General features: G+C 64.1%; 13 protein-coding genes. 3 read left to right on the top strand and 10 right to left on the bottom strand.

The window, feature by feature from the left end:
• Positions 1-92 precede the first annotated feature (92 nt).
• The gene (locus VSR68_RS02160) at positions 93-1,379 is read left to right on the top strand and encodes a D-amino acid dehydrogenase (protein WP_342938217.1); all 1,287 of its coding nucleotides are present in this window, start codon (positions 93-95) and stop codon (positions 1,377-1,379) included.
• An 85-nt stretch (positions 1,380-1,464) separates the two neighbouring features.
• Here VSR68_RS02160 and VSR68_RS02155 read toward each other — a convergent pair whose 3' ends face one another.
• From VSR68_RS02155 to VSR68_RS02130, 6 genes are all read right to left on the bottom strand, one after another.
• On the bottom strand, positions 1,465-3,255 hold the full coding sequence (locus VSR68_RS02155) for an acyl-CoA dehydrogenase (protein WP_342938216.1): 1,791 nt from the start codon (positions 3,253-3,255) through the stop codon (positions 1,465-1,467).
• A 109-nt stretch (positions 3,256-3,364) separates the two neighbouring features.
• On the bottom strand, positions 3,365-4,300 hold the full coding sequence (locus VSR68_RS02150; RefSeq protein WP_342938215.1) for an electron transfer flavoprotein subunit alpha/FixB family protein: 936 nt from the start codon (positions 4,298-4,300) through the stop codon (positions 3,365-3,367).
• 26 nt (positions 4,301-4,326) lie between these two features.
• Entirely contained in the window at positions 4,327-5,076 is a 750-nt protein-coding gene (locus VSR68_RS02145) for an electron transfer flavoprotein subunit beta/FixA family protein (protein WP_342938214.1), read from the bottom strand.
• Positions 5,077-5,406: 330 nt separating this feature from the next.
• On the bottom strand, positions 5,407-6,207 hold the full coding sequence (locus tag VSR68_RS02140; RefSeq protein WP_342938213.1) for a MetQ/NlpA family ABC transporter substrate-binding protein: 801 nt from the start codon (positions 6,205-6,207) through the stop codon (positions 5,407-5,409).
• 26 nt (positions 6,208-6,233) lie between these two features.
• Complete coding sequence (locus VSR68_RS02135; protein ID WP_090867978.1) at positions 6,234-6,887, bottom strand: methionine ABC transporter permease; 654 nt, start codon at positions 6,885-6,887, stop codon at positions 6,234-6,236.
• Positions 6,877-7,911: a methionine ABC transporter ATP-binding protein gene (locus tag VSR68_RS02130; RefSeq protein ID WP_342938427.1), complete on the bottom strand. Its 1,035-nt coding sequence runs from the start codon at positions 7,909-7,911 to the stop codon at positions 6,877-6,879. Before VSR68_RS02130 ends, VSR68_RS02135 begins: the two co-directional genes overlap by 11 nt.
• Before the next feature lie 239 nt (positions 7,912-8,150).
• Between VSR68_RS02130 and VSR68_RS02125 the strand changes: the two genes are divergently transcribed.
• On the top strand, positions 8,151-9,029 hold the full coding sequence (locus tag VSR68_RS02125) for an alpha/beta hydrolase (RefSeq protein ID WP_428983438.1): 879 nt from the start codon (positions 8,151-8,153) through the stop codon (positions 9,027-9,029).
• A 6-nt stretch (positions 9,030-9,035) separates the two neighbouring features.
• Here VSR68_RS02125 and VSR68_RS02120 read toward each other — a convergent pair whose 3' ends face one another.
• On the bottom strand, positions 9,036-9,857 hold the full coding sequence (locus VSR68_RS02120; protein ID WP_342938212.1) for an enoyl-CoA hydratase: 822 nt from the start codon (positions 9,855-9,857) through the stop codon (positions 9,036-9,038).
• 33 nt (positions 9,858-9,890) lie between these two features.
• Positions 9,891-10,814, bottom strand: coding sequence for a histone deacetylase family protein (locus tag VSR68_RS02115; RefSeq protein ID WP_342938211.1), 924 nt, complete (start codon positions 10,812-10,814; stop codon positions 9,891-9,893).
• A gap of 206 nt (positions 10,815-11,020) precedes the next feature.
• Here VSR68_RS02115 and mltB point away from each other — a divergent pair, with 206 nt between their 5' ends.
• Complete coding sequence (mltB, locus tag VSR68_RS02110) at positions 11,021-12,232, top strand: lytic murein transglycosylase B (RefSeq protein WP_342938210.1); 1,212 nt, start codon at positions 11,021-11,023, stop codon at positions 12,230-12,232.
• Between the two features lie 88 nt (positions 12,233-12,320).
• Here mltB and cysM read toward each other — a convergent pair whose 3' ends face one another.
• Positions 12,321-13,223: a cysteine synthase CysM gene (gene cysM, locus VSR68_RS02105; protein WP_342938209.1), complete on the bottom strand. Its 903-nt coding sequence runs from the start codon at positions 13,221-13,223 to the stop codon at positions 12,321-12,323.
• Positions 13,224-13,668: 445 nt separating this feature from the next.
• Positions 13,669-14,037: a ComEA family DNA-binding protein gene (locus VSR68_RS02100; RefSeq protein WP_342938208.1), complete on the bottom strand. Its 369-nt coding sequence runs from the start codon at positions 14,035-14,037 to the stop codon at positions 13,669-13,671.
• Between the last annotated feature and the right edge of the window lie 7 nt (positions 14,038-14,044).

The raw sequence follows: 14,044 nt of genomic DNA, 5'->3' as shown, positions 1-14,044 counted from the left end.
GGCACATCACCTCGTTAATCGAACAAAAGGACGAACGACGAGGCCATCTTCCTCTTATACGCCGTGAGCCTTTCGACCTTTTGGGAGCAGCTATGCGTGTTGTCGTTCTGGGCAGTGGCGTCGTCGGGATCACGAGCGCCTATTATCTTGCGCGCGCGGGCCACGAAGTGACCGTGATCGATCGCGAAGCGGGCCCTGCGCTCGACACGAGCTTCGCGAATGCCGGTCAGATCTCGCCGGGCTACGCTTCGCCGTGGGCCGCGCCGGGCATTCCGCTCAAGGCCGTCAAGTGGATGTTCCAGAAGCATGCGCCGCTCGCCATTCGCCTCGACGGCACGCAATTCCAGCTGCAATGGATGTGGCAGATGCTGCAGAACTGCACGTCCGAGCGCTATGCCGTCAACAAGGGCCGCATGGTGCGCCTCGCCGAATACAGCCGCGATTGCCTGCAGGCGCTGCGCGCCGAGACAGGCATCCAGTACGAAGGCCGCACGGGCGGCACGCTGCAACTGTTCCGCACGCAACAGCAACTCGATGGCGCCGCCAAGGACGTCGCAGTGCTGAAGGAAGCGAACGTTCCGTATGAACTGCTGATGCCGGGCGACCTCGCGCGCGCCGAGCCGGCGCTCGCCGCGACCTCGCACAAGCTGACGGGCGGCCTGCGCCTGCCGGGCGACGAAACGGGCGACTGCCAGCTGTTCACGACGCGCCTCGCCGCGCTCGCCGAGCAACTGGGCGTCAAATTCCGCTACAACACGCCGATCGACGCGCTCGCGATGGAAGGCGACCGTATCGCCGGCGTGAAGTGCGGCAGCGAGATCGTGCGCGGGGACAGCTTCGTTGTCGCGCTCGGCTCGTACTCGACGAAGTTCCTGTCGGGTCTCGTCAAGATTCCCGTGTACCCGCTCAAGGGCTACTCGATCACCGCGCCGATCGTCGATGCAAACTCAGCGCCTGTGTCGACCGTGCTCGACGAGACGTACAAGATCGCGATCACGCGTTTCGACAACCGGATTCGCGTCGGCGGGATGGCGGAGATCGTCGGCTTCGACAAGAAGCTCAAGGACGCGCGCCGCGGAACGCTCGAAATGTGCGTGAACGATCTGTTCCCGGGCGGCGGCGACACGTCGAAGGCGACGTTCTGGACGGGCCTGCGCCCGATGACGCCGGACGGCACGCCGATCGTCGGACGCACGCCCGTGTCGAACCTGTTCCTGAACACGGGACACGGCACGCTCGGCTGGACGATGTCGTGCGGCTCGGGCCAACTGCTCGCCGACCTGATTTCGGGCAAGCGTCCGGCGATCCAGTCGGGCGATCTGTCGGTATATCGCTATCTCGGTGAAACGACGGGTCAGACGCGTCCTGCTTACGCCTGATCGATTCTCCACTCCGATATGCGACAACGGCGCCCACCGGCGCCGTTGTTGTTTGCCGGGCACGTGTCCTGGCTTCCCGCAGCGCTCAGAACTGATCTTCCGACAGCGCCAGCACGCCATCCGCGCCCTTCGCGCTGACAATCGACGCCTCCAGCGCCACTGCCTGCGGCAGCACGTGCTCGGCATAGAACTGCGCGGTGGCGATCTTCGCACCGTAAAACGACGGGTCATCCGCGTGCTTCTGCCGCGCGACGAGCATCGCGCGCGCCATCTGCCAGCCGCCCAGCACAATGCCCGCGAGCTTCAGATACGGCACGCTGCCCGCAAACACCGCATTCGGATCGCGCTTCACGTTTGCGACGACAAAGGCCACTACCGATTGCAGCGCATCGTGTCCAAGCGACAGATGCTTATGCATCGACGCGAACGCCGCGCCATCGTGCTGCTTCAATGCTTCGACGGTCTGCGCGATCTCCGCGAGCAGCGCCTTCGCGACCGCGCCGCCATCGCGCACCGTCTTGCGGCCGATCAGGTCGTTCGCCTGGATCGCCGTCGTGCCTTCGTAGATCGGCAGGATGCGCGCATCGCGGTAGTACTGCGCCGCGCCCGTCTCCTCGATGAAGCCCATGCCGCCGTGCACCTGCACGCCGAGGCTCGCCACGTCGATCGACAGCTCCGTGCTCCAGCCCTTCACGATCGGCACGAGGTATTCGTAGATCGCCTGATGCTCGGCACGTTTCGCTTCGTCCGGATGACGGTGCGCGAAATCGCAGTGCGACGCCGCGACATACGCGAGCGCACGCGATGCTTCCGTCAGCGAGCGCATCGTTGCGAGCATGCGGCGCACGTCCGCATGATGGATGATCGACACCGCCTGCTTCGCCGAGCCATCGACGGGCCGGCTCTGCACGCGCTCCTTCGCGTATGCAACGGCCTTCTGGTACGCGCGGTCCGACACGGCAACGCCCTGCATGCCGACCGAGAAACGCGCCGAGTTCATCATGATGAACATGTATTCGAGGCCGCGATTCTCTTCGCCGACGAGATGACCGATTGCGCCACCGTGATCGCCGAACTGGAGCACGGCCGTCGGGCTCGCCTTGATGCCGAGCTTGTGCTCGATCGACACGCAATGCACGTCGTTGCGCTCACCGAGCGAGCCGTCTTCATTGACGGCGAACTTCGGCACGATGAAAAGCGAAATGCCCTTCACGCCTTCGGGCGCGTCCGGCGTGCGTGCCAACACCAGATGGACGATGTTCTCCGCCATGTCGTGCTCGCCCCACGTGATGAAGATCTTCGTGCCGAAGAGCTTGTACGAACCGTCGCCCTGCGGCTCGGCGCGCGTGCGCACCAGCGCGAGATCCGAGCCCGCCTGCGGCTCGGTGAGGTTCATCGTGCCCGTCCATTCGCCGGAGATCAGCTTCGGCACGTAGGTGCGCTTCTGTTCTTCGCTGCCGGCCGTGAGCAGCGCCTCGATTGCGCCGTCCGTCAACAGCGGGCACAGTGCGAACGCGAGGTTCGACGCGTTGAGCATTTCGATGCAGGCCGCCGCGATCAGCTTGGGCAGCCCCTGGCCTTCGTATTCGACGGGATGCTGCACGCCCTGCCAGCCGCCCGCGGCGAACTGGCGAAACGCATCGGCGAAACCAGGCGTGGCCGTGACCACGCCGTCTTTCCAGCTGCTCGGGTTCCGGTCGCCTTCGACGTTCAGCGGCGCCAGCACTTCGCCGCACAGCTTCGCGGATTCTTCGATCACGGCCTGGGCCGTTTCAAGGCCGGCCTCTTCGAAGCCGGGCAACTCAGCGACGTCGTCAAGCCCCGCCAGTTCCCGCATCACGAACATCATGTCCTTGATGGGTGCCGTGTAGCTCATTTGTGTCTCCTCCAAGACTTCGATAAAAAAGGGGCGCCGGATTCAACATCCTCGCGCCCCTTGGTCTGGTGCCTGACTGTCGTGCGCCGTCATGCGACGCGGTGTTCTATCAGCCGAGTGCGTTCACCAGTTCCGGCACGAGCGTGAACAGATCGCCGACGAGACCGTAGTCCGCGACACTGAAAATCGGCGCCTCTTCGTCCTTGTTGATCGCGACGATCACCTTCGAGTCCTTCATGCCCGCCAGGTGCTGGATCGCGCCCGAGATACCGACCGCGATGTACAGCTGCGGCGCGACGATCTTGCCCGTTTGTCCGACCTGATAGTCGTTCGGCACGTAGCCCGCATCGACGGCTGCACGCGATGCGCCCATCGCAGCACCGAGCTTGTCAGCCAACGGCTCGAGCACTTTCGTGTAGTTCTCGCCGCTGCCGAGACCACGGCCGCCCGACACGATGATGTTCGCCGACGTCAGTTCCGGACGGTCCAGCTTCGTCACTTCGCGGCTCACGAACTGCGAGATGCCTGCATCGGCTGCGGCTTCGATCTTCTCGACAGAAGCGCTGCCGCCTTCCGCCGCGACCGGGTCGAAGCCCGTTGCGCGCACCGTGATGACCTTGACGGGGTCAGCCGATTGCACGATTGCAATCGCGTTGCCTGCATAGATCGGACGCTCGAACGTGTCCGCGCTATCGACAGCCGTGATGTCGCTGATCTGCGCGACGTCGAGTTTTGCCGCGATGCGCGGCGCGATGTTCTTGCCGTAGGCCGTCGCGGGCGCGAGGATGTGCGAATAGTCCTTCGCGATCTTCAGTACCGTCGCCTCGACGTTTTCGGCGAGACCCGCTTCGAGTTGTGGTGCGTCGGCGAGCAGCACCTTTGCGACGCCCGCAATCTTCGATGCCGCGTCCGCAGCCGCCTGTGCGTTGTGGCCAGCGACCAGCACGTGAATGTCGCCGCCAATCTTCTGTGCGGCAGCGACCGTGTTCAGCGTCGCGGCCTTGATCGACGCATTGTCGTGTTCAGCAATTACCAGAATCGTCATTTCATTCGTCTCCGCATGTCCGTCGATCAAAGCACCTTGGCTTCGGTCTTGAGCTTCTCGACCAGCGTCTTCACGTCCGGCACCTTGACGCCAGCGGAACGCTTCGGCGGCTCACTGACCTTCAGCGTCTTCAGACGCGGCGTCACATCGACGCCCAGGTCTTCCGGCTTCACGGTTTCGAGCGGCTTCTTCTTCGCCTTCATGATGTTCGGCAGCGTCACGTAGCGCGGCTCGTTCAGGCGCAGATCCGTCGTCACCACGGCGGGTAGCGTGAGAGACAGCGTCTCCGCGCCGCCATCGACTTCACGCGACACCGTCGCCTTGCCATCAGCCACGACGACCTTCGATGCAAACGTCGCCTGCGGCAGATTCGCCAGCGCGGCCAGCATCTGACCGGTCTGGTTCGAATCGTCGTCGATGGCCTGCTTGCCGAGGATCACCAGCGACGGCTGCTCCTTGTCGACGAGCGCCTTCAGCAGCTTGGCCACAGCCAAAGGCTGCAGGTCCTCATTCGATTCGATCAGGATCGCGCGATCCGCGCCGATCGCCAGCGCCGTGCGCAGCGTTTCCTGGCACTGCGTGACGCCTGCCGACACCGCGATCACTTCCGTCGCGACGCCCGCTTCCTTTAGGCGCACGGCCTCTTCGACGGCGATTTCGTCGAACGGATTCATCGACATCTTCACATTGGCAATGTCGACGCCCGTGTTGTCCGACTTCACGCGGACCTTCACGTTGTAGTCAACCACTCTCTTGACTGGCACCAGGATTTTCATGCACACGCTCCAAAGTTACGAATACGTCAACCCGACGGACATTATAGCGATAGCCTCCGCGGGAGCCGCCCGGGATTGCTGGGATATCGAGGATATCGCTCCCCGATGGCGATGACGGCAATATCGAACGGTCGTGCTATTCTAGACCGGAAAAAGCCCAAAAGCCAAGTCAGGGTTCCTACCAATACGGCCGCATAACGGGGCCAGAAGCACGCGCGGTGCGGCGTCAGTCAGCTATGGTCCTACATGCAGCGGCGCGGACCGCTCCCACGCCACTGCATCGCGCCACTTCGTCGCACCGCTCACCGAGACGCGCTCATCGGGACGCGTTCACCAGGACGCGATCACCGAGCCGCCAAACTTGCTATCGATGAACTGCTTCACTTCCGGCGAGTGATACGCCGCGATCAGCTTCGCCACCCACGGCTTGTTGCGGTCAGACTCGCGGATCGCAATGATGTTCACGTACGGCCCTTTCGGGTCTTCGATCGCAATCGCGTCCTGCTTCGGCTTCAGACCCGCTTCCATCGCGAAGTTCGTATTGATCGCGGCTGCGTCGACGTCGCCGAGCGAGCGCGGAATCTGCGCTGCGTCGAGTTCGACGATCTTCAGCTTCTTCGGGTTCTCGGCGATGTCGAGCGGCGTCGCTTTGAGGCCTGCATCGGCGCGCAGCTTGATCAAGCCCTGCTTTTGCAGCAGAAGCAGCGCGCGTCCGCCGTTGGTCGGATCGTTCGGCACGGCGATCTTCGCGCCCGCCTGCAGTTCGGCAAGCGACTTCACCTTTTTCGAATAGATGCCCATCGGGAAGGTCACGGTATCGGCGATCTTGATCAGCTTGTAGCCGCGGTCCTTCACCTGCGCCTGCAGATACGGCTCGTGCTGGTAGCTGTTCGCGTCGAGATCGCCGCCGGCGAGCGCCGCGTTCGGCTGCACGTAATCGGAGAACTCGATCACCTTGATGTTCAGTCCGTTCTTCGCGGCGACCGTCTTCACGACGTCCATCAACTGCGCGTGCGGACCGCCCGTCACGCCGACCTTGATCGATTCGTCGGCGAACGCGAGCGATGATGCGCAGAACAGCGAGACGGCGCCCACCGCAGCCGCGAGCTTGAGAATGAAACGACGTTGCATGACCAGACCTTTATTTTCCAAGAGTGTTATTTGTGGCTCAAACGACGCACGAGCCAATCCCCGAACGACTGCACCAGTTGCACGAAGACGATCAGGATCACGACGACCGTCACCATCACTTCCGGCAGAAAACGCTGATACCCATAGCGGATGCCGAGATCGCCCAGACCGCCGCCGCCGATCGCGCCCGCCATCGCCGAATAGCCGACCAGCGACACGAACGTGATCGTCAGGCCCGCGACGATGCCCGGCAGCGATTCCGGCAAGAGCACCTTGAATACGATCTGCGACGTCGTCGCGCCCATCGCCTGCGCCGCTTCGATCAGGCCGCGATCGACTTCGCGCAGCGCCGTCTCGACGAGGCGCGCGATGAACGGCGCGGCGGCGATCGTCAGCGGCACGACGGCCGCGGCCGTGCCGATCGACGAGCCGACGACGAGGCGCGTAAAAGGAATCACGGCGACGAGAAGAATGATGAACGGCGTCGAGCGCACGGCATTGACGACCACGCCCATCGCGCGATTGACGCCGAGGTTCTGCAGCACGCCCTGGCGGTCGGTCAGATAGAGCAGCACGCCGAGCGGCAGGCCGACGGCCGCGCCGATCAGCCCCGAGATGCCGACCATGATCAGCGTCTCCCAGAACGACTGCACGAACATATCGAACATTTCACTCAACATACGACAACTCCTCGACTACCACGCCCTGTTCGCGCAGGAACGCCAGCGCCTGCGCCACCTTCGACGGCTCGCCGCCCGCGAGCACCGCGAGCGAGCCGAACGCCTGCCCCTGGATCTCGTCGATCTGGCCATGCAGGATGTTGAAGTCCAGTTCGTAGCGGCGAATCGTCTCCGAAAGAATCGGCTGATCGACGCCCGAACCCGTGAACGCGAGCCGCAGCAGATGGCCGCTGCCCGTCTTCAGACGCTCGGCGACGCGCGCCTTGAGCGCGGGCGGCAATTCCTGCGCGATCACGTCGCCGATCAGCGCGCGCGTGACTTCGTGATGCGGTTGCAGGAACACATCGATGACCTTGCCCTCTTCGACCACGCGTCCGTTATCGAGCACGGCGACGCGGTCGCACACCTGCTTGATCACTTCCATCTGGTGCGTGATCAGCACGACGGTCAGCTTCAGCTCGCGGTTGATGCGCTTGAGCAGATCGAGAATCGCGCGCGTCGTTTCGGGATCGAGCGCGGATGTCGCTTCGTCGGAGAGCAGCACTTTCGGCTTGCTCGCGAGCGCGCGCGCAATGCCGACGCGCTGCTTCTGCCCGCCGCTGATCTGCGACGGGTAGCGGTCCTTCTGCGCCGACAGCCCGACGAGTTCGAGCAGCGGCAGCACGTGCGCGTCGATCTCCGCGCGCTTCATGCCGGCCAGTTCGAGCGGCAGCGCGACGTTGCCGAACACCGTGCGCGACGACAGCAGGTTGAAGTGCTGGAAGATCATGCCGATTTCGCGGCGCGCCTCGCGCAACTGCGCGGCCGGCATCGTCGTCAGGTCGCGGCCGTCGACGACGACATTGCCTTCCGTCGGGCGCGTCAGCAGATTGATCGTGCGGACCAGCGTGCTCTTGCCCGCTCCACTGCGTCCGATGATGCCGAACACCTCGCCTTGGGGAATCGACAGATTGACGTTGTGCAGCGCTTCGACCCAGCCCCGTGGCCCCGGAAAACGCTGCGAAAGATTGCGTAGTTCGATCATGAAAAACGAAACGGCGGACTTTGCCAGCAAGCGTCGCACGCTCCAGGCACCGGCCGCCGTGACTTTTATTGGGATTTGAGCCGCCGATTTTACCGCAGACGCGTCATATCCTTTAATAATCAATTCGGAGACTTTCATAACCGACCGGAATTAGAGGGCTGCCCGGTTCGATTGGCCGCAACGGGCGCGATGTGCGCCGCTATGATCGGGCGCACCACGACAACAATCGGAAGATGCCCATGGAGACGACCCAGGCCGCTGCGATTCCCGCGATGCCTCATCCCGAGCGGTCTCGCGCCGTCACGGCCGACGGCGTCGAGCTGCCCGTCTTTCGATGGCGCGCGGCGGGGATACGACGCGCAACGGTTGCTCTTCTGCACGGGCTCGCGGAGCACGCCGGACGTTACGCCGCGCTTGCGCAGGCGCTCAATGCGAACGGCATCGAACTGATCGCGATCGATCTGCGCGGGCACGGCCACGCGCCCGGACCGCGCGCATGGATCGAGCGCTTCGACGAATACCTGCTGGATGCCGACGCGCTCGTCACGATGGCCGCGCGCAACGATGGGCCGCTGTTCCTGATGGGCCACAGCATGGGCGGCGCGATCGCCGCCTTGCACGCGATCGAAAAGCACGCACGCCACGCACGGCCGTTGGGCGGTCTGATCCTGTCGAGCCCCGCGCTCGCTCCAGGCCGCGACGTGCCGCGCTGGATGCTCGCGTTGAGCCAGAAGATCAGCCGCGCATGGCCGCGCTTTCCGGCGATGAAGATCGACGCCGCGCTGCTGTCGCGCGATCGCGCTGCCGTCGAGGCGAACCGGAACGATCCGCTCGTGCATCACGGTCCGATTCCCGCGCGCACGGGCGCCGAACTACTGCTCGCGATGCAGCGCATCGAGCAGGGCCGCGCGGGCCTGCGCATGCCGCTGCTGATCTGGCATGGCACAGCCGACAAGCTCACCGAGCCCGACGGCAGCCGCGACTTTGGCGCGCACGCCGGCTCGCCGGACAAGACGCTGACGCTTTACGAAGGCAGCTTTCACGAGACGATGAACGACCTCGATCGCGAGCGCGTGATCGACGCGCTCATCGACTGGATATTGAAGCGTTCGGAATGAAGCCGACTAGCGCGCGGCCTGGCGGTCCGACGTGTGCTTCCAGTCGGGCGGCCGCTTGTCGATGAACGCCTGCACGCCCTCGAGCGCTGAGTCGTCCATCATGTTGCAGGCCATCGTCTGCCCGGCCAGCTGGTACGCCGCCTCGATGCCCATTTCGAGTTGCCGGTAGAACAGGCTCTTGCCCGCTTCCACGGCCTCGCGCGGTTTCGCGCAGATGCTCTTCGCGAGCGCGGCGACCTCGATATCGAGGATGTCGAGCGGCACCACGCGATTCACGAGGCCCTGCTGCTTCGCCGCCATTGCATCGATAAATTCGCCCGTCAGCAGCATTTCAAGCGCGGCCTTGCGCGATACGTTGCGCGACAGCGGCACCGACGGCGTCGCGCAGAAAAGCCCGAGATTGACGCCCGACACGGCGAAGCGCGCGATATCGGCGGCTACGGCGAGATCGCACATCGCCACCAGCTGACAGCCTGCCGCCGTCGCGATGCCGTGCACGCGCGCGATCACCGGCTGCGGCATGCGCTGGATCGCGAGCATCACTTTCGAGCAGCGCGCAAAGAGCGCCTTGTAATAGTCGAGCGACGGCGCGGCGCGCATTTCCTTCAGATCGTGCCCGGCGCAGAACGCGCGGCCCGCGCCTGCGATCACTACGACGCGCGCGTCGCTCTTCGCGATGTCGGCGAGTTGCGTGTGCAGTTCGTCGAGCAGCGCCTCCGACAGCGCATTGAACGCGTCCGGCCGGTTCAGCGTGAGACGCACGACGCCGCGCACGTCGTAGGCATCGTGCGTAACGTCGATCAGCGGGGCAGTTGCATCGCTATTCATGATGAGCTTTCCTCCCATGCGCGGCGCTTGCGTTCAGATGCCCGCGAGCGTGCGCACATGCGCGACGACGCTGCGTCCGAGCGCCGACAGGTTGTAGCCGCCTTCCAGACAACTGACGATGCGCCCTTGCGCGTACTTGTCCGCGACACGGCGAATCTGCTCGGTGATCCACACGTAGTCGTCCTCGACGAGCCCCATGTTGCCGAGATCGTCCTCGCGATGCGCGTCGAAGCCCGCCGACACGAACAGCATCTGCGGCTTGAACGCGTCGAGGCGCGGCAGCCAGATCATGTCGATCGCCTCGCGCACGACCATCCCCTTCGAGCGCGCCGCGATCGGCACGTTGCACATGTTCGGCGCCTGGTTATCGGCGCCTGTGAACGGATAAAACGGATGCTGGAAGATGCTGCACATCAGCACGCGCGTATCGTTGGAGAACGCGGCCTCCGTGCCGTTGCCGTGGTGCACGTCGAAATCGATGATCGCGACACGCTCGAGGCCGTGCGCTTCGAGCGCGTGCCGCGCGGCGATCGCGACGTTGTTGAAGAAGCAGAAGCCCATTGCGCGCGCCGGCTCCGCGTGATGGCCCGGCGGACGCACGCTGCAAAACGCGTTGTCGTAACGGCCTTCGATGACGGCGTCGGTGGCCGCGACAGCCGCGCCCGCCGCGCGCAACGCGGCCGTCCACGTATGCGGATTCATCGACGTGTCGGGATCGATCTCCGCATAGCCGGTGCCCGGCGAGCGCTCGCGGATGTAGTCGACATGCGCTTTCGTATGCACGCGCAGCAGCGCGGACTCGTCGGCAAGCGGTGCGGACTCGCGTTCGATCAGCTCGCCGATGCGGCTTGCGATCAGTTGGTCTTCGATTGCCTGCAGGCGCGCGGGGCATTCGGGATGCCATTGCCCCATCTCATGCTGCAGACAGTCTGCGTGTGTATAGAAGCCGGTTGCCATGAGTCGATTTCGGGCGGCGCGCCGCGCGAGGCGTGCGGGTGGCGCTGCGTGTTTCCGTCCATGAGCGCAATGGGTTGCGCGAATACTACGAAGTTACCACACGACGCGTCAGGACCGCGCTGGCGCAACGCTTCTACACAGATTGGCGAATCTCGTCGGGTATACTCCCCCGTAACTTTTTTGCCAGCACACACCCTCAGTTCACCATGACCGTCAAGCTTGCTCTATCCGCTCAACATCGGCTACGCGCAACGACTGTAGCCGCCGCACTGACCGTCGCTTGGTGCGTGTTCGCGGGAGCCGGCCCGGCCTCGGCGCAGACCGTCAAAGCCAAACCACGCGCGCTGCTCGCGCAAAGCCAGCCTGAACAGCCGACTCAAGGACAGACGTTCGAAGAAGAAATCGTTCCGCAGCGTTATGCGAACAACGGCAATGTCGATACGTTCGTCAACGACATGGTCGCGCGCTACGACTTCGATCCCACCGCATTGCATGCGCTCTTCGCGCGCGTGAGCTATTCGGCGACGGCCGTGAAGCTCGTAACGCCGTCGCCGACGCCGTCGATCAAGAACTGGCGTGTCTATCAGGGGCGCTTTCTCGACCCGGTGCGCATCAACGCGGGCGTGAAGTTCTGGCGCGCGAATCAGGCGACGTTGCAACGCGCGTATGAGCAGTACGGCGTGCCGCCGGAAGTGATTGTCGGCATCATCGGCGTCGAGACGATCTATGGGCGCTACATGGGCAACTTCCGTGTGCTCGACGCGCTCACCACGCTCTCGTTCGATTACCCGGGCACGCCCAATCGCGACGAACGTCAGGCGACGTTCCGCAAGAATCTCGAAGACTATCTGGTGTGGACGCGCGACGCGCAGATCGATCCGACGACCGTGCTCGGCTCGTACACGGGCGCGATCGGCATTCCGCAATTCCTGCCGAGCAGCATCGTCCAGTACGCGGTCGACTACGAAGGCAACAAGAAGATCGATCTGCGCACGAGCCAGGCCGATGCAATCGGCAGCGTCGCGAACTATCTCAGGCAGAACGGCTGGGAAACGGGCCGGCCCGTCGTGTGGAATATCGCGACGGACACGGGCAGCCTCGGCATCGCGCAGGCGGCCGCGACGGGCGCGCCGGAGCCGCGCTGGTCGCTGCAGCAACTGCTGAAGGCGGGCATGCTGATGAACCAGCCTGGCCTCGACATGCGCACGGAAGCGGGCACGCCCGTCACCGTGGTCGATCTGCCCTCACCTGGCCGGCAGACGGAATACGTGCTGGGTTTGAAGAACTTCTATGTGCTCACGCGCTATAACCGCAGCTTCTTCTATGCGCTCGCTGTGTACGAACTCGGCGAACGCGTGAAGGCGCAACTGGATGCGACCTCGGCGGGCAATGCATCGGTGCCTGCCGCTTCGCAGTAAACGACGCTCGATGTGATGCATGAAAAACGCCGGCATTTGCCGGCGTTTTCGCTTTCTGCTCCGACTTGCCGCAGCCGGCAAGCGACGATTACGCAGGGAACACGCCCGTCGACAGATAGCGGTCGCCGCGATCGCACACGATGAACACGATCGTCGCGTTCTCGACCTGACGCGCGATACGCAGCGCCACTTCGCACGCGCCCGCCGACGAGATGCCGCAGAACACGCCTTCGACGGCCGCCATCCGGCGCGCCATCGCTTCCGATGCCGACTGGCTCACGTTCTCGACGCGGTCGATGCGGCTGCGATCGAAAATCTTCGGCAGATAGGCCTCGGGCCATTTGCGGATGCCCGGAATGCGCGAGCCCTCTTCCGGTTGCGCGCCGATGATCTCGATGGCCGAACTCTGTTCCTTCAGATACTGCGACACGCCCATGATCGTGCCCGTCGTGCCCATCGCCGACACGAAATGCGTGATGCGGCCTTCCGTGTCGCGCCAGATTTCCGGGCCCGTCGCTTCGTAGTGCGCGAGCGGATTGTCGGGGTTGCCGAACTGGTCGAGGATGATGCCCTTGCCTTCGCGCTGCATCTGCTCGGCGAGATCGCGCGCGTATTCCATGCCGCCCTTCACCGGCGTCAGCAGGATTTCGGCGCCGTATGCCGCCATGCTCTGGCGCCGCTCCAGCGACAGGTCTTCCGGCATGATCAGGATCATCTTGTAGCCGCGGATTGCCGCCGCCATGGCGAGCGCGATGCCCGTGTTGCCGCTCGTCGCTTCGATCAGCGTGTCGCCCGGCTTGATGCGCCCGCGCAGTTCCGCCTTCTTGATCATCGAAAGCGCGGGTCGGTCTTTCACCGATCCCGCCGGGTTGTTGCCTTCGAGCTTGCCCAGCACAACGTTGTTGCGGCTGCGGATGTCGTCGTCCACCAAGCGGACGAGCTGGATGAGAGGCGTGTTGCCGATCGTGTCTTCAATCGTTTTGTAAGCCATGTCGTTGTGTGCTGTGACGATTGCGCGGAGTCTGGAATCCGTCGATTCTAAACCAGCATCCGGATGGCCGCCCGCAGCCCCTAACGGCTACATGGATGCCACAGGGTTCTTGTCCTGTCGCATGCGGCGGTGATGTAGCCGCGAGGTGGCTGCGATGCGGCAGCGATGTGGCTGCGATGTGGCCGTGATGTGGCTGCATACAGGCACGCATTTGCCGAAGCATTCACCGCTCTTTCGACGGCAAACGAAACGCGCCCATCCCTGCGGCGACCGGTCGCGCAAACGCAAAAAGCCGCGGCAGGCTGGATCTGCCGCGGAAGCCAGTCACTTGCGTGACGGCTGAAGGGAGCGGTTGCCACAACTCCGGCCAGAAGGAAGATGGCACAGGGCGAGCGCCCGCCGCGCGCAAGCGTCGCCGCGCATGTCAGGCGTTCAGTTCAGGCGACTATTTCTTGACCACCACGGCGGCGTCGTTCTTCGCAGCGGGCGGGGCCTTCGTGTGAGGCGCCGCAGCCTGTGCGCCAGCAGCAGCGACAGTCGCTGCACCAGCGCCCGATGTGCCGACAGCGAGGCCCTCGGTTTGCAGACGTTCGACGGTATGACCGCCGAGACCCTTGACGCGCTTGCTGAGATCCGCTGCATCCTTGAACGGGCCGTGGGCCGCGCGTTCGTCGAGGATGGCTTTCGCCTTCGCGGGACCGATGCCTTTGATGCCGCGCAGCGCGGCTTCGTTAGCGGAGTTGACGTCGACCGTAGCGAACGCCTGGCCGAAAGCGGCAAGCATGGCCGCCGTGACGATGACTTTTTTGAACATATGGAAT

Origin of the sequence: Paraburkholderia phymatum (genome assembly GCF_038900715.1) — a bacterium.
Taxonomy (GTDB): Bacteria; Pseudomonadota; Gammaproteobacteria; order Burkholderiales; family Burkholderiaceae; genus Paraburkholderia; species Paraburkholderia phymatum_A.
The sequence above is the reverse complement of the archived record's forward strand: the minus strand, read 5'-3'. Positions and strand labels throughout refer to the sequence as shown.